The organism is Enterobacter cloacae complex sp. 342H5 (assembly GCF_050030905.1).
Classification (GTDB): Bacteria; Pseudomonadota; Gammaproteobacteria; order Enterobacterales; family Enterobacteriaceae; genus Enterobacter; species Enterobacter intestinihominis.
The window spans coordinates 3,741,036-3,756,941 of sequence record NZ_JBLGVB010000001.1 but is presented as its reverse complement, the minus strand read 5'-3'; the positions used below and the strand labels follow the sequence as shown (position 1 = coordinate 3,756,941).

The following is a 15,906-nucleotide window of genomic DNA, read 5'->3' as shown; positions in this document are numbered from 1 at the left end:
TCCCCTGTCCCTGCCGATAACGAGGGTAGTACTCGCCCCTGGGCGAATTCACCCTCACGGCAAGGAATACTCAATGAAGATGCTTCGTAATTTCACCATCCGTTTCGTCATGCTGACGGTACTGGGGATCTTTTGTGTCATGTGGGCAGGCGTGGGGCTTTACAGCACCTGGTCTCTGTCTCGTGTTTCTGATGGTAATGACGTTGACCGCCAGCTGGTCAGGCAAATGACGGTGCTGAGCCAGGGCAACGATCAGTATTTCCGTTTCGTCACCCGCCTGAGCCGGGCGATGGAAGCTAAAGCAGCGGGCGGCACGCCGGACCTGGCTCCTGCTCAGCAGGCGCTGGATAACATGAGTAAAAAGCTGGCAGAGATGAAGGCTATCTCCCCGGGCCCGATGGATGAAAAGGTCTCTGCGCAGGTGATTTCCACCTGGCAGGCGCTGCTCGATCGGGGCGTTACGCCTCAGATGGTGCAGGCAAAGCAGGCGACGCTCGAAGGCTATCGTCAGCATGCCAACAATGTTACGCCGCCGCTAAGCCGCGCGTTTGGCGCCGCGGTTGAGAACTTTAACAATTCTGCGGTGAAGGCGCTCGACAGTACGCGCGTTGTGGTCGACAGCCTGACCAGCATGACCCGGACGGTGATTATCACCGCCACGATCGTGGGTCTGCTGATCCTGCTGTTCACTGACCGCTACCTGGTGGCGCTGCTGGTAAAACCGCTGGAGCGTATCCGTCAGCAGTTCCGCCAGATTGCGCAGGGCGATCTCAGCCAGCCGATTGAGCCCATTGGCCGCAACTGCGTGGGGCAACTGGTTCCGCTGCTGAGCGCCATGCAGGACAGCCTGCGGGAGGCGGTCAGCACGATTCGTTCCGGCAGCGAGAATATCTGGCGCGGGGCAACGGAGATCTCCAGCGGGAATAACGATCTCTCTTCGCGTACCGAAGAGCAGGCCGCTGCGCTGGAAGAGACCGCGGCCAGCATGGAGCAGCTTACCGCAACGGTGAAGCTGAACGCCGAAAGCGCGCGCCAGGCCAGCCAGCTTGCGGATGTCGCCTCCAGTACGGCCAGCCGCGGCGGGTCGCTGGTAGACGATGTGGTCACGACCATGAGCGGCATTTCGGACAGCTCGAAGAAAATTGCTGAAATCACTACCGTTATCAACAGCATCGCCTTCCAGACCAATATTCTGGCGCTGAACGCCGCGGTGGAAGCGGCTCGGGCCGGGGAGCAGGGGCGCGGTTTTGCGGTCGTGGCGGGTGAGGTGCGTAATCTGGCCAGCCGCAGCGCGAATGCGGCAAAAGAGATCGAAGGGCTGATTGCGGATTCCGTTGCCCGCGTGGAGCAGGGGGCGCAGCTGGTGAACGATACCGGCACGACGATGGAAGCTATCCTGCGCGACGTGACGGAGGTGACTGTCATTATGAAGCAGATCGCCACCGCGTCAGAGGAGCAGAGCAAAGGTATTTCTCAGGTCGGCGTAGCCATCACGCAGATGGACGGCGTGACCCAGCAGAATGCCTCGCTGGTGGAGCAGGTTTCCGCCGCTGCGGCCGCACTGGAACGGCAGACCGAAGAACTCCAGCGCTCAGTGCAGAAGTTCCGTCTCTCCGCGTAACATCATCGCGTCAGGCCGTCTCTGGCGGCCTGACATTTATCGCTCTGAATAATCTGTGTCACCTGCGACAGCTGACCGATTTTCACTTCGCTTGCCCGCATAAATTTACTTTTGTCGATCAGCAGCAGCGACTGGCTGGCCCGGTTTAACAGCAGCGCCTTAAAGCCCGCGTTGTGCTCGGACGGATCCCAAAGGATGCCATGCTCATCAACCCCTTCACACGAGAAGATAAACAGATCGATCTCCAGTCCTTTAAGCTGCGTCACCAGCGCCGGATTAACATAGCAGCGATACTTACGCTCAAGCGTTCCACCGGAACAGATAAGCGTGATCCGCTCGCGCTTCGCCATCTCGTGGCAGACAGGCAGGCTATTGGTAAACACGGTGAGTTCGATATCCGGAAGCTGGCGCGCCAGATGAAAGCAGGTCGAGCTGGCGTCGAGGGCGATGGTCATCCCTTCGCTGATCCAGCCCAGCGCGTGTCGGGCAATATCGGCTTTGTCGGCATAATGGCTTTTCAGGCGTGCGCCAAAGGGTTCACCGCTGTCGCGGCTGTCCGGGTGAATCAGACGCGCACGCCCGTGCTGGCGCAGAAGTTTCCCCTGCTGCTGTAACGACTTCAGATCCCGGCGGATCGTCTCTTTGCTGACGGAGAGCTTTTCAGCCAGGGCATCGGTGGTCAGCCAGTCACTTTTACTCAGCAGGGTGATGATGCTCTGCTGTCGGGTCGCTTTTAGCGTCTGGTCTGACATTCGAGGATCCTTGCTCACGCGTGCTGACTCATTTTTCTCATCGCAGAAGAGGGGCGGCGAACCGCCCGGTCATGGGTCAATCCTGACGTTTATCTTCCGTCTGGGTATCGAAGTCGCTCGCTGAATGGCGCTCATGCAGCTGCTCGTTCAGCTCGCCGTTGGTGCGGTTAACAATGCGCCCGCGTTTAACGGCCGGGCGATTCGCCACATCTTTTGCCCAGCGCTGCACGTTGGTGTACTTCCCGGCGTCGAGGAATTCGGCGGCGTTGTAGACGCTGCCCAGCGCCACGCAGCCAAACCACGGCCAGATCGCCATATCGGCGATGGTATATTCCTCACCCGCTACATAACGACCGCGCCCCAGCTGCTTGTCCAGCACGTCGAACAGGCGTTTAGCTTCCATGGTGAAGCGATCGATAGCGTACTCAATCTTCACCGGCGCGTAGTTATAGAAGTGGCCAAAACCGCCGCCGAGGAACGGGGCCGCGCCCTGTAACCAGAACAGCCAGTTCAGGGTTTCCGTTCGTCCTGCCGGATCTTTTGGCAGGAAGTGACCAAATTTCTCGGCCAGATAGAGCAGGATATTGCCGGATTCAAAGACGCGCGTCGGCGGGGTGGTGGAGTGGTCACGCAGTGCCGGGATCTTCGAGTTCGGGTTCACGTCGACAAAACCGCTGGAGAACTGATCGCCCTCACCGATGCGGATTAACCATGCGTCGTATTCCGCGCCCGTCACGCCCAGCGCCAGCAGCTCTTCCAGCATGATGGTAACTTTCTGTCCATTCGGCGTACCCAGAGAGTACAGCTGGAGCGGGTGCTCGCCCACAGGCAGCTCTTTCTCGTGCGTAGCGCCCGAGACGGGACGGTTGATATTGGCGAACGCGCCGCCGTTATTCTGTTTCCATTCCCACACTTTCGGTGGCTGATAGGTGTTATCTGACATGTTGGCCTGCCTTTTTGGTGTTGTGTTGAGGCAGTGTAGCAGGAGATAGGGGAACCGTTTAACGATGCGAGCGTAATGGGCAGGGCGGGTGTATGATAACGCCACCTCTGTCAGTTAATTACAACGTGCAGACGACGACAACCCCACAAAAAAATTGCCGCCTGCCTGTTTTAGGTTGGACACATGCGTAAAGGAACGTTAAGCAGTGACGCACCCTTCGGGACGTTATTAGGTTATGCGCCGGGTGGCGTGGCGATTTACTCTTCAAATTACGGCAGTCTCGATCCGCGGCACTACCCGGAAGACGCGGAATTCCGCAGCTATATCGGCAACGAATACATGGGCCATAAATGGCAGTGCGTTGAGTTTGCGCGCCGTTTCCTGTTTCTCAACCACGGGTTTGTCTTTACCGACGTCGGGATGGCGTGGGAGATCTTCTCCCTGCGTTTTTTACGCCAGGTGGTGAATGACAACATCCTGCCGCTACAGGCCTTTGCTAATGGCTCAAAACGCGCGCCGCAGGCCGGTGCGCTGCTCATCTGGCAAAAGGGCGGTGAGTTTCAAGAGACCGGCCACGTCGCCGTCATCACCCAGTTGCTGGACGACAGAGTGCGCATTGCCGAGCAGAACGTTATTCACTCCCCGCTGCCGATGGGGCAGCAGTGGACGCGCGAGCTGCGTCTGAGCGTTGAGAACGGTTGCTATACGCTTCATGATACGTTCAGCGATACCGAGATCCTCGGCTGGATGATCCAGACGGAGGAGACGGAACACAGTATTCCTCAGCCGGAGATCGACGGTGAGCTGCTGAAAATCAGCGGCGCGCGGTTGAAGAACAACCGTCAGTTCGACGGAAAATGGCTCAATGAAAACGACGCCCTGCAACAGGCGTACGTTCGCGCGAACGGCCACGTTATTAACAACGATCCCTGCCAGTACTTCACCATTACCGAAAGTGCCGAGCAGGAGCTGATCAAAGCCACCAACGAACTGCACCTGATGTACCTTCATGCCACCGACAAGGTGCTGAAAGACGACAGCTTACTCGCGCTTTTCGACATCCCGAAAATTCTCTGGCCGCGTCTGCGCCTCTCGTGGCAGTGGCGTCGTCACCATATGATCACCGGTCGTATGGATTTCTGCATGGATGAGCGCGGCATTAAGGTTTACGAGTACAACGCGGATTCCGCCTCCTGCCATACCGAGGGCGGGCTGATTCTTGAAGAGTGGGTGAAAAACGGCTATCGCGGCACCGGCCACAATCCGGCGGAAGGGCTGCTGGAAGAGCTGACCGGCGCCTGGAAGCACAGCCACGCGCGGCCGTTCGTCCATATCATGCAGGACAACGATATCGAAGAGGATTACCACGCGCTCTTTATTCAGCGCTCGCTGATCCAGGCCGGGTTTGAAACCAAAATCCTGCATGGACTGGGCGCGCTGAGCTGGGATGCTGCCGGGCAACTGATTGATGATGAAGGCCGTCACGTCAACTGCGTATGGAAAACCTGGGCGTGGGAAACGGCGATCGAGCAGATCCGCGAGGTGAGCGAAACCGAGTACGCCGCCGTGCCCATCCGTACCGGTCACCCGCAAGGTGAAGTGCGCCTGATTGACGTCCTGCTGCGCCCGGAAGTGCTGGTCTTTGAACCGCTGTGGACGGTGATCCCAGGTAACAAGGCGATCCTGCCGGTGCTGTGGCAGCTGTTCCCGAACCACCGTTACCTGCTGGATACCGATTTTGAGGTGAATGCGCTGCTGAAACGGACAGGCTATGCCGTTAAACCGATAGCCGGACGCTGCGGGAGCAATATCGATCTGATCGGCGCCCAGGATCAACTGCTGGACCAGTCCAGCGGCAAGTTTGTTGACCGCAAAAATATCTACCAGCAGCTATGGTGCCTGCCAAAGGTTGACGGCAGATACATACAGGTCTGCACCTTTACCGTGGGCGGAAACTATGGCGGAACCTGTCTGCGTGGGGATGACTCGCTGGTGGTGAAGAAAGAGAGCGATATTGAACCGCTGATTGTGGTGAAGGATAAATAACGTCTCCCTGTTATAAAAAAGCCCCCGCAGGGTATGCTGCGGGGGCTTTTTATTACTCTTCTTCCTCGACCTGCTGCTCGCTGATCTTCAGATCAATGATGCGGCCGATCTGGTCATGATAGACCGTCAGCAGGTTGTACTGGCTCATCTCGGACATAATTTGCGGCGTGACGTTAAAACTTTGGGCAAGCTCGTCATGGCGCAACATTTGCGGATGACGCCGCCTCACATGCGCGCGGCGGCGATTGTACTGATACCACAGGATCAGCAGCCAGCCGTTGAACGCGGCAATCAGCAGATAGACCAGTACTGTATTAAAAGAGGCGATAATCACGCTCCAGCGGTGATCGCTCTCCTCGGTTAACTGCATCCACAACCTGGCATACAGGAAAAACAGGAATCCTCCCCAGGCTATCAGCGTTAGTGCGGCATCGAAAAGACGCGGTGCCAGCCGATGTTCAGTCAAAATTAACGTATTCTCGTTCATTGAATGCTCCCTTTTCCCCGGTCCGGACTGATCCAGCGCGCGCGGGCGCGTTTACGTTTAAGCATGACTTTCGGAAATGCCACGAGGGTGGTAAACAGGCCAATCATCCAGTACACCATCGGGAACCAAATCACCCAGAACAGCGAGCCTGCCACTTTCCGCTCGTAGCGCCGCTCGATATACAAACTGACGAGGAATTGCAGCAGGCACATCACCCCCAGCAGCAGCCCGGTAAACGCCGGGGGAAACAGACTCGCAACGGCCAGGTTCGCGGGAAGAGGGATAATATGGCTAAGAATGAACAACACCACGGTCGCTCCATAGGCAAACGCCCACAGCGTTGATAGCGCGTATTCGAGAAACAGGGGCCACATCCGATGATGCTCCCAGCGGGCCATTTTGCGCAGTTTAACCAGAAACACCTCTGCACCGCCCTGAGCCCAGCGCAGACGCTGTTTCCACAGCCCCTTGAGCGTCTCCGGCATCAGGATCCAGCACAGCGCCCGCGGCTCGAAAAAGATATCCCAGTGGCGCAGCTGAAGCTTCCAGCTTATGTCAATGTCCTCTGTGATCATATCCGGGCTCCAGTACCCGACATCCGCCAGCGCCTGTCGGCGAAAGGCGGCGATGACGCCGGAGACCGTAAAGACCCGGCCATAGATCCGCTGCGTTCGCTTGATAAGACCAATAATGGAAGAAAACTCGCCCACCTGAATACGACCAATCAGCGTTGAGCGCGTGCGAATACGCGGATTTCCGGTGACGGCCCCAACGTGGGGATACTGAATCAGCGGTGCCACCAGATACGCGGCCGTATCGCGATCGAGCAGGGCGTCGCCGTCAATGCAGACCAGCAGATCGCCCCGGGCCGCCGCCGCACCAGCCTTGAGCGCCACGGCTTTCCCCTGATTCTCCGCGAGATTAATCACCCGCAGGCGCGGCTGCTCCTGCGCCAGTTGATGCAGCACCTGCGCGGTATTGTCCGAAGAGCCGTCGTTGATGGCGATAACCTCAACATTCCAGTACCGCTGACCCAGCGCGGCGCTAATGGTCTCCCGTGCGTTGCGTTCCTCATTAAAGCAGGGAATAAGAATCGAGATTAACGGTTCACCGGCTAAGGCAGGCGCGGGTGTTGCGTTATCCCACGACCAGTGCCGTTCAAGCTGAAACCAGAAATAGAGGCCGCCGGTTACCCAGAGCACGGACATAAACAGCGGCCAGAAAAAGACAAAGTCCAGAATCAGTTCGCCGGTAAACAGCGCGGCTACGCCTAACGGCAACCCGAATACCAGACACAAAATAGAGAAGGCGATAATGCGATCAGTCATTGTCAGGATACCAGTACGAAGAAAATTCAGGCCTGATACGCGAAATATCAGGTTGGTTGTTGAGGAAGTCGTCGGGGTAATAACCGTAATTTTTGATGCCGTTCAGCTGGAGCACCTGCATCCACTCCACCAGACGTTCATCGGCTACGGCACGCTGCGGTTTCTGCGCCCAGTCCCTGGCCTGTAGCTCAAAAATCGTTTTATTCAGCGCGCCGGGGCGTGCGGCGACGGCGTTGACTAAACGCGTCAGCCAGGCATTGCTCTCTTCTGCCGGGACGGACTCCATCAGTGGCATTGCCATCGGCACCGTCCAGTCGTAGGCCGACAGAAAATCATCCAGATTTTGCGCAAACCACGCTTCGCTTTCGGGCTGCAGAATGGGGAGGGCGAACATATTGCGCGCGGTCTTGATCTGCGGGCCACGGATGTCCTTCACCGTCTGGCTAAGGGCCTGGGTAAACCCGATAAGCTGCTGGCTTTTCTGGCGCGTCGTCTCCTGCCCGGCATCGTCAACGTCCGTCAGCACCGCGTCGTCATGGAACAAGATCCCGTTGAAGCTGGCATAGCGGGCCAGATCTTCATAGATCTCCGTCACCTGTTGGCGAACCTGTGGACTCCAGGGGGAGAGCCGGATATAGGGCTCGGCGGCCACGGTCAACTCTCCCGTTTGACGATCCCGGCGCTGCACGCGCGGCAGGGCTGGACTGAGATCGAAAGAGAGGACCGGCATCCACGCAAAGACTTTCACTCCCGCGCGGGTTTGTAGCTGCCAGGCGACAAAATTAAAGAGATCGGCCCGGACCGGAAGCCGGCGGTTGGGGAAATAGAGCGCGCCGATCCTGCCGTCGCCCCGCGGATCCGAAAACGCCTGGAGAAACACATGGCTGATTTTCATGTCGTAGACCCGCTGGACGAGTTTGTTGATGTTTTTCGTCTGCTGGGCCGGATCGGGATCGTAGACATAATCGAGATCAACATGCATGACGCGCACCGGGTCAAACTCCTGAACGCGGCTAACCGTGTTGGCAAAGGTTTTTATCGACGGATTTCCGGCAATCAGCAGGCGCGGGATGTTGCCGAGGTCGCGCACGTTTGCCAGCCCGTCCTCCAGGGTAAAGGCCAGCTGATAGCCCTGTTTCTGGGCGATAGCGAGCGATGTACCGTTGGCAGCCCCATAGGGCCACACCCAGGCACGCGGCGCTTTTCCCGTCACCTGGGTGATTTTTTCGGTGACTTTCCGTACGTCTGCGGCGATCCGCTGGTTGAAGTGTTCATCGGTTTCGTAATGCCCCGTCGCGTTATCGAAAAAACGGTTGGCGATAGCGGGTTCACGGCTTCCCTGCGGGTTGGCCGGGATGCCGTAATGCGAGGCCCAGGTATGCGAGCCGATTTCAACCAGCGGGGAGCGGCTGAGCTCGCGCACCATGTCCCATGTCGCGAACCGATCGCGGGGCGTCATCAGACCGCCGAAGTTAACTTTTTGATTTGCCGGCGTATCCACCCAGCTGCCCACCGGCGCCCACAGCGCAGGAACGTTCCAGGCCTGAAGCAGGGGCCAGACGCGGGTGTAAAAGCTGCTGTAGCCGTCGTCGAAGCTGAGCAAAACGGCTTTCGGCGGCAGCGCTTTTTTTCCTTCATGCGCATCCACAATGTCCTGCACGCTGATGGCGTGATAGCCGTTGTGCAAAAGCCAGCTTATCTGCTCGTTTAACGCGCTGGTGCGAACGGAGAGGTAGCGCTGATCGGCAGCATCATCTTCGACGTCGTGGTAGGCCAGGACCAGAAACTGATTCTCCGGCCAGGGTTTGCTGGCCTCCAGCTGCGGCCTCTCTTCAGGAGCCATAAAGGAGAGCGGCTGCGCGCAGAGACTCGCGCTGAGGCAGAGCCAGCCGATGACGATCAGGCTTACAGAAAAACGTGTATTCAGCATATTCATCCTTAAAAGCGTAAAGTCGCATCTAACGTGACGGAGAGTTTGCTCTCGCGTTTGCCGTCGTAAGGGCGTTTATCCCAGTTCAGCATCACGCCAGTATCGACAACGTTGTTCCACTGAATGCGTTGCCCATAACCCAGCAGGGTAATGGCGCCAGGCGACTGATTTTTCTGCCAGTAGCTGCCGCCGCCTGCCACGAACTGCTGGTTCCAGAGGGTGTCGTAGTGGCGGTACATCTCATGGTCAACGGACAGGGCTGCCGTCACGGACAGATCCCGTGCCGGGTTGTAATAGAGCGTATTCCGCAGGCTGTTTTTACTGGCGGCGATCCCCGGTTCGAGATCCAGCGTCAGGGTCGGGGTCTGCCAGAGACGCTCTTTCCCAGAGAGGGTGTATTCCTGACGGCGGTTGTGGTCTGAGAAGCGGCTGACGGCGGCGTTGAACTGGTATTCACGTCGCTCGTTTTGATACCAGCGCACCCCACCTTCACCCCGGTTGGCGCTGATCCCATTGCGTAATGCCCGTAAGGGTGTCGCGCGTGATAAGCGCTCGAGGCTACCGCTGACCTGCCAGTTATCACTCAGGCTGTAGGTTGTTGAGATCCGTGCACCCGGCCTGTTTGTGCCGTGATAGTGGTTGCTGGAGAGTTCAGCTTCGAGCGTGAGGTCACGTGGGCGCCACTCAACGCCGCCCAACAGGTGGCGGCTGATGCCTTTACCTTCGTCGAAATTCCCCTGTGCATAGCGGGCGCCAGCAAATATGCGCCAGTTATCCGCCACGGGTGGGCCATAGAGCGTGGCGTCCCAGCTCATGTCGTGGCTACCGCTGACGGGGTTATCTGAGTGCAATCCTTTACCCGCGTTCAGACGCAGCTCTGACATATGGTGGACCGCTCTGAGCCTGTCCAGGCGGCGGGCGCTGCGATCGGCGGGGGCGCGAGCAATTACGTCATCAGCCAGTAAATCCATCTGGCGCCACTCCTGAAGGTCCATTGCGACGTAAGCCTGCTGTTTTTCAAGCTCCAGATTCGTGGGTTCGAGCGCCTCTGCTCGTTTAAGCTTTTGCTCGGCCGCGCGCGGCAGGCCCCTGGCCTGAAGCAGGGCGGCATAATCAATCTGTAATCCCTGATTTCCCGGCGCCGTTGACGCCAGACGATACGACAGCTTTTCGGCTTCCGACAGGGCGTTGGTCGCCAGCAAATAGTTAAGTTTGAGTGACTGTCCGGTGAGCCACCTATCGTTCGGCTGAGCGGTCGGGGATCCGAAATCGTAGCGGGTCCAGGGAACGCTGCGGGTCTGGCGCTCAACGTAGCGGCGGGCGGTTTGATACTGACCCGTATCCAGCCAGGCGTAGAAAAGCGCATGCTCCTCATCCTGCGGATCGGAGGCGTAGTGTGGATAGCGTTGTACAAGCGAGAAGGCGGCGACGGTGTTTTTCTCCTGCAAATATGCAGAGATCACCCAGCCGATGGCCCAGTCCGGCACCGGATGCTGTGCGGTCGTCAGCGCCTCATATTCGCTTATAACCTGCCGGTAATCACCCTGCGCATACAGCGCGCCAAGCCGATCGATACGGGCAAGGATGATGTCTTCAGCCGCCTGCGGTTCGTTTTGCCAGCGGGAAAGCAGGACGTGATAGCGATCTAATGCGTTTTGTGCCAGCCGCAGCCGCTCTTTCTCCGTTCTGCCAGGCACATCCGCCAGGCGTACCTTTTCAGCCGCGGCGTTACGCTCAAGGCGGCGACGCTCCGCGGGGGACATCGCTGCGCTTTGCGACAGCCAGAGTGCGGGTGTGCTTACCCGGTTATCCGTTAACGCATCGATCGTCTCGCGAAGAAGGGCGTTATTCCCTGGTGCGGCGTTTAGCGCGCGCATGTCCGCCAGCAGCCGGTCCCCGTTTTTTCCCTGGCGCATCCAGACATAGGAGAGCGTCTCAAGGTGCGCGGGAGAAGGATCGTCCTTAACCAACTGCCGGGCTTTCGAAAGCGCGAGGCGATCTCTGCGGGCATCGGCCAGGGTCTTAACATAGCCGATGCGGTAATCGTCGTTATCCGGCGCAAGGCTGAGCGCCTCTTTCCACAGCGATAAGGCGGATGGCCAGGCTTTTTGGTTTCTTCTGGACTGGGCGACAGCAGCGATGGCGCGAGCGGGCAGCGGCATATAAATACCATAACGCTGCCAGACTCGAATAACCTCATCATCGCGTCCTGCCCAGGAGGCTACCTGTAACCAGTCCGCAACCTGTCCAGGTGTTAAAGCATGCTGTTGCTCATAGCGCTGTAGGTAATCAAGAAACAGAGCGTAATTACCGTTACGTGCCTGTTGTATCTGATGCTCATAAACGGATTCATCAGCCTGAACCAGAACAGGAAAGAGTAAAAGCAGGAACAATAATATTGTGGTGCGATAAAAGAATAACGTAGTGAAGCTAAGCGATCTTTCCATATCTATTTGCCATTTGTTTATCGTGAATCCATTGCATAACACGGCCGCCTTTTAACTCTGCGTTAAAGGGCATAAAGGAGAACATTAAATCTGAATGATGCTACGTTATGGGGTACTTACTTAAAGGTAATTATGCGCCCTCATCTCAGTGGTCTGATTGGACTTAATGTACACCCGATGTGTTGGGGGATAAATAAGTTGAAAAGCGGCTTGGAGGTTTTGAGATAATTCTGGAAGAAGTAAGTTTTTTAGATAATTCAGTGCAGGATTGTTCTTTTTAACTGATTGATATTAAATGTTTTTTCTTTTGCTGTTTGCAGTTTTTTTATATTTGAAATGAAGTTCTGCTGAGTTAATTAAAGTACTTTCTGGTGCATGTTTGGGAAGTTTCATGACAAAAATTCTTAATGTTCAGAGAAGTGACTTTTCTGAAATTCTTTTTTATTTATAATTAACGCCAGGCATTGAGTGATAGTCTACAAAAAGTCTAGCTCACCAATGTCATATTGAGGGATGATCAAAGCCAGAAAACATTTGCCGTTAATGTAAAGCGCTATAAACGAAAGCGTCCTTGTTTCTTAAGAGGCGGGCTTGCTTTAATCTAAAAGGGATGATTAGTGGCGACTTCAATAGTGTTAGTGACTCAGGATTGTTTCCTTGTCAGGGGGATGCGGCTATTTTTCCCGGATATAATTTGCCTCTGTTCGATAGACAGAAACATATTTGATACCGACGCAAATGAATATACTGTACTGATTGATAGCCGTACGCCGCTCCGTTTATATGATTACCTGATACGCCATCCGGCCAGAACGAGAAAAACCATCTGCTGCGTTATGCTGGATATGCGCCCTCGAGAGGAGGATCTGCACAGTATGAAGCTGTTTATGAACACGTCGCTTACGCCTCCGGATATGGCGTCGTTATTCAATCTGGTGCTTGATATGAAAGGCTGGCGTCTGACAACCAAATGGCTGCTTAACTTACGGCTGAGTAGACATGAAGCGATAATGCTCCGGTTGCTGAAGGCAGGGAGGTCAATGGAAGAGATTGCAGATAAGCTGAATATGTCGGTTAAAAGCCTCTATCGCAAGCGAACGGCGCTATCGGAGCGGTTAGGGGCAGGGAACTTCAACGAGGCGTGTTTGTTTATCTTTAAAAACAAACTGCTGGACGCGGCTGGGAACGATCCCTAGCTTCGTCAGAAGCCAAAAGCACAAACCCGCCACGAGGGCGGGTTCTTTTAATGGAAATAATTCAGAACGACCAGCGCAGATTGGCGTTAACAGAGTTGACGCGGGTATCCGCACCATATTGTCCCTGATAACCCACATCCAGCGTCGCAGCACGCGACAGCTGTACGCTCACGCCGATATCACCCACCATTACGTCCTCATCCACGGCTTGCCCCTGAGTAATGAACGCGTCGCTGCCCGCAAACGCCATGCGCGAAGAGGTATTCTTATCGCCATAAGCGTGCTGCCAGCCCAGCGAACCGTAGAGGTTAACGTTCTTCGGCAGCTCGGTCACACCGCGCACCCCGAGTGTGGAATAGAAGGTGTTCATCGTTTCGTTACGGACGCTCAGCGCAGCGGCACCACCGTCTTCCCTGAAGCTGTCGGTATGCAGCCGGATGTACGATAAATTGACGAACGGCTCAATATTCCTGTCTGGCTGGCCGAAACGGTAGCCCGCTTCGGTAAACGCCAGCAGCGAGTTAGCGTCGTAATCTGACTTCAGCCGATCCGAGAAGCCGCTGAAATCAACATTGCGCTCGCCCTGGATCTTGTGCCAGGTGTAACCCAGCGCGCCGCGAAGGGAGAACGCATCCTGTTGACCCGCCGCATACAGGCCAAGGTGATAGTTGTCGGTATCCGTTGAGGAGCGACGGCTGTCGACGTCGTAATCACCCCGGCTGTAGCCGAAGTAGCCGCCGACACGCACGTTATGATCCGCCAGCTTGCGATCTGCCCCCAGCAGGAAGCCGGTGGTGTTGCCGTCCAGCTTGCCCACGTTTCCGTCGCCGCTGTTTCGGCTCCAGGAGCTGAAGGTCTGGCCCCAGACGCCATTGTTTTGCGGCTCCGGCTGCTGCACCAGCGACATGGCTAACGGTGGGATCGGCAGGCTGTCGTTATCAAACGCGCGCTGCATACGCTGGTTTAAAACGTTAAACACCTGCGTGCTGCCAGCGATCAGGTTGGACTGCATTGATGGATAAACTTCGCCAGAAAGCTGGTTGAACGCCTCGCGCGCTTCCGGCGCGCTCAGCAGCAACAGCGAGTTATACAGCGCCAGCGACGGGCCACTTTGCGTCAGCGTGGAGAGCGCGCCAGCGGTATTCCACTGGTTGCTGCTTTGGGCCACGGTCTGGAAAATGCCCGGCTTGCCGCTGCCCGGGTTTTCGCCGCCAGGATTCTCACCACCCGGGTTTTCGCCTCCGGGATTTTCACCACCCGGGTTTTCGCCTCCGGGATTTTCACCACCCGGGTTTTCGCCTCCGGGATTCTCACCGCCAGGGTTCTCGCCCCCAGGATTTTCGCCACCGGTTTCTTTCTGCGCGATGGTCAGATCGACGGCGTTGGTGCTTTGCTCAAGCGCCACGTCCAGGAAGGCGGATTTGGAAATCGCTCCGGCGAACTCACCGTCAATTCCCCCGTCGGAGGTCAAAATGCGGTAGCTTTGGCCCGTTTTATAGCTGGTTTGCGGATCCAGCGCGGTGACCTGTACCTTAGCCCGATCGCTGATGGTGGTTTTGCCCGATACCAGTAGCTGGTCGCTGCTGCCATCGCCCGCGATATCCACGTCATAGAAGGATTCGCCGATAAAGTTCAGATAGCGTTTCAGCGTCAACGTACCGATATTGCCGTCGCCAGGCGAGATATGCCCGCCAGACAGGATCTCGGTCTGGCCCAGCGTGCCGTTGCCGCCCAGCGTGCCGCCGGACTTGATTGACGCGGCGCTGCTGTAACCGACCCCGTCGCTGACGTCTGAACCCGCCGTCGCGTTGAGGATCAGCGTACCGCCGTTCTCGGCGCTAAGGGTCTGAACATCAAAAATATCGTCTTCTGGCTGGGTATTAATATTGCTGGCAATGATAACTTTACCGCCCCGCGCGGTTACGTTCGCCTTGAGTGCGGAAAGATCGCCGTTCAGCGTCGTTTGCCCGGAGGTGTTGATCACATCACCTTCACCGCTCATCGTGTTGCTGAAGATGTAATTTCCGTCGGTATGGTTGAAGTAGACATAGCTGCCGAACAGTCCGCCACGCAGGCTGATTGCCGTCTTCGCATCGAGGGTACCTGCGCCGCCCGCCGTGCCAGGTGTTGGCTCAGTTAAACCCGTGCCGGTGTCCATATTGCCGCGGCTGCCGATGATGAGCGCACCCCGGTTCGAGCCGGAACCCGATGTCCCCACGATCAGCGCATTGCTGCCAGCGGAAAATGAACCGCCGTCAATCACAGACAGCACGCCATTGCCGTAATCGCCCACGCTCACGCTGCTGCCGCTGGTAAAGCGCGAGTCCTTGCCCGCAATAACCAATTCGGCGGTTTTCCCTGCGCCGGAGACGCCCGCCACCTGCACGCCGCCAACGTTAACCGCTCCGCCGTCCAGTACGTCCAGGTCGCCATTAAGCGTCAACGTACGGCCAACGTTCCACTGTGAGCCGCTCCCGGTGACGGTGGCTTTCGGGCTCAGCGTGTCGGTTTCACCCGGCCCGGTACCATTCCCGATGCGCGCATCGTAGGCGGTATTGAGCGCCGCGCCGTCCTCAATTGCCAGCGTGGAGCGTGCGCCCAGATCGGTGCCTACGCTCAGAAAATTACTGGTCACGCGAGAGCCGGCACCCGTGGCGATAAGGTGGCTGTCGTAGCCCCGGGTGGTGCCGACAACGATCTCCTTTGCGCTCGCCAGCGCGCCCTCTTCGACTCGCAGGGTGCCGAGGCCAAGATTCAGGTCGCCGCGCAGGACGTACCGATCGTTCACCGCGTTAAGCTCAGCGTCTGGCCCACGGACCGTGACCACGCTTTCATAAATTTTGCCGTCGAACAGCCGACCGATATTGATGTTATAGGCGGTGATTTTGCCATTATCGATCAGCAGGTTTCCGCGTTGATTACGTCCAACATAAACATCTCCGGTGTAACCCAGCGTTTCGGTAATACGCGAGTCGCCATCAAAAAAGGCATCGGCTGCACGCGCGATATCGGCAGGTAAAAACAGTAACAGCGGCGCGGAAAATAGAGCGAGGTAAAGTCTGGAAAGCGGCGTCTTAACCGCTAAAGCATGCGATGTAGAGTTATTCACGGGCTATCTCCGTACTCATTAGCGTGATGTCTGGAAAATCGTTTTTA

Annotated in this window: 10 protein-coding genes; 3 read left to right on the top strand and 7 right to left on the bottom strand. The window is 56.8% G+C overall.

Features of this window, described 5'->3' with window-relative positions; all coding sequences use genetic code 11:
* The first annotated feature begins 73 nt into the window (after window positions 1–73).
* Window positions 74–1,621, top strand: a complete 1,548-nt coding sequence (locus tag ACQG03_RS17935; protein WP_022649391.1) for a methyl-accepting chemotaxis protein — start codon at window positions 74–76, stop codon at window positions 1,619–1,621.
* A 2-nt stretch (window positions 1,622–1,623) separates the two neighbouring features.
* On the opposite strand, the gene fucR is transcribed toward ACQG03_RS17935, so the two are convergent.
* Window positions 1,624–2,373: an L-fucose operon activator gene (gene fucR, locus ACQG03_RS17930; RefSeq protein ID WP_038416725.1), complete on the bottom strand. Its 750-nt coding sequence runs from the start codon at window positions 2,371–2,373 to the stop codon at window positions 1,624–1,626.
* Between the two features lie 76 nt (window positions 2,374–2,449).
* Complete coding sequence (yghU, locus tag ACQG03_RS17925; protein WP_023298592.1) at window positions 2,450–3,316, bottom strand: glutathione-dependent disulfide-bond oxidoreductase; 867 nt, start codon at window positions 3,314–3,316, stop codon at window positions 2,450–2,452.
* A gap of 183 nt (window positions 3,317–3,499) precedes the next feature.
* On the opposite strand from yghU, the gene gss reads away from it, so the two are divergent.
* Window positions 3,500–5,362, top strand: coding sequence for a bifunctional glutathionylspermidine amidase/synthase (gss, locus tag ACQG03_RS17920; RefSeq protein WP_038416724.1), 1,863 nt, complete (start codon window positions 3,500–3,502; stop codon window positions 5,360–5,362).
* A gap of 52 nt (window positions 5,363–5,414) precedes the next feature.
* Here gss and pgaD read toward each other — a convergent pair whose 3' ends face one another.
* The 4 genes from pgaD to pgaA are packed head-to-tail and all read right to left on the bottom strand — an operon-like array spanning window position 5,415 to window position 11,554.
* Window positions 5,415–5,849, bottom strand: coding sequence for a poly-beta-1,6-N-acetyl-D-glucosamine biosynthesis protein PgaD (gene pgaD / locus ACQG03_RS17915; RefSeq protein ID WP_063163591.1), 435 nt, complete (start codon window positions 5,847–5,849; stop codon window positions 5,415–5,417).
* Window positions 5,846–7,177 carry a poly-beta-1,6-N-acetyl-D-glucosamine synthase gene (gene pgaC / locus ACQG03_RS17910; RefSeq protein ID WP_063163590.1) on the bottom strand — a complete coding sequence of 444 codons (1,332 nt, stop codon included), beginning with the start codon at window positions 7,175–7,177 and terminating at the stop codon, window positions 5,846–5,848. The genes pgaD and pgaC overlap by 4 nt, the downstream gene beginning before the upstream one ends.
* Window positions 7,170–9,107, bottom strand: a complete 1,938-nt coding sequence (gene pgaB / locus ACQG03_RS17905; protein ID WP_063137643.1) for a poly-beta-1,6-N-acetyl-D-glucosamine N-deacetylase PgaB — start codon at window positions 9,105–9,107, stop codon at window positions 7,170–7,172. Before pgaB ends, pgaC begins: the two co-directional genes overlap by 8 nt.
* 8 nt (window positions 9,108–9,115) lie before the next feature.
* Complete coding sequence (gene pgaA / locus ACQG03_RS17900; protein ID WP_063163589.1) at window positions 9,116–11,554, bottom strand: poly-beta-1,6 N-acetyl-D-glucosamine export porin PgaA; 2,439 nt, start codon at window positions 11,552–11,554, stop codon at window positions 9,116–9,118.
* A 668-nt stretch (window positions 11,555–12,222) separates the two neighbouring features.
* Here pgaA and ACQG03_RS17895 point away from each other — a divergent pair.
* On the top strand, window positions 12,223–12,750 hold the full coding sequence (locus tag ACQG03_RS17895) for a helix-turn-helix transcriptional regulator (RefSeq protein WP_045308383.1): 528 nt from the start codon (window positions 12,223–12,225) through the stop codon (window positions 12,748–12,750).
* Window positions 12,751–12,811: 61 nt separating this feature from the next.
* On the opposite strand, the gene ACQG03_RS17890 is transcribed toward ACQG03_RS17895, so the two are convergent.
* Entirely contained in the window at window positions 12,812–15,859 is a 3,048-nt protein-coding gene (locus ACQG03_RS17890; RefSeq protein WP_063163588.1) for an autotransporter outer membrane beta-barrel domain-containing protein, read from the bottom strand.
* Between the last annotated feature and the right edge of the window lie 47 nt (window positions 15,860–15,906).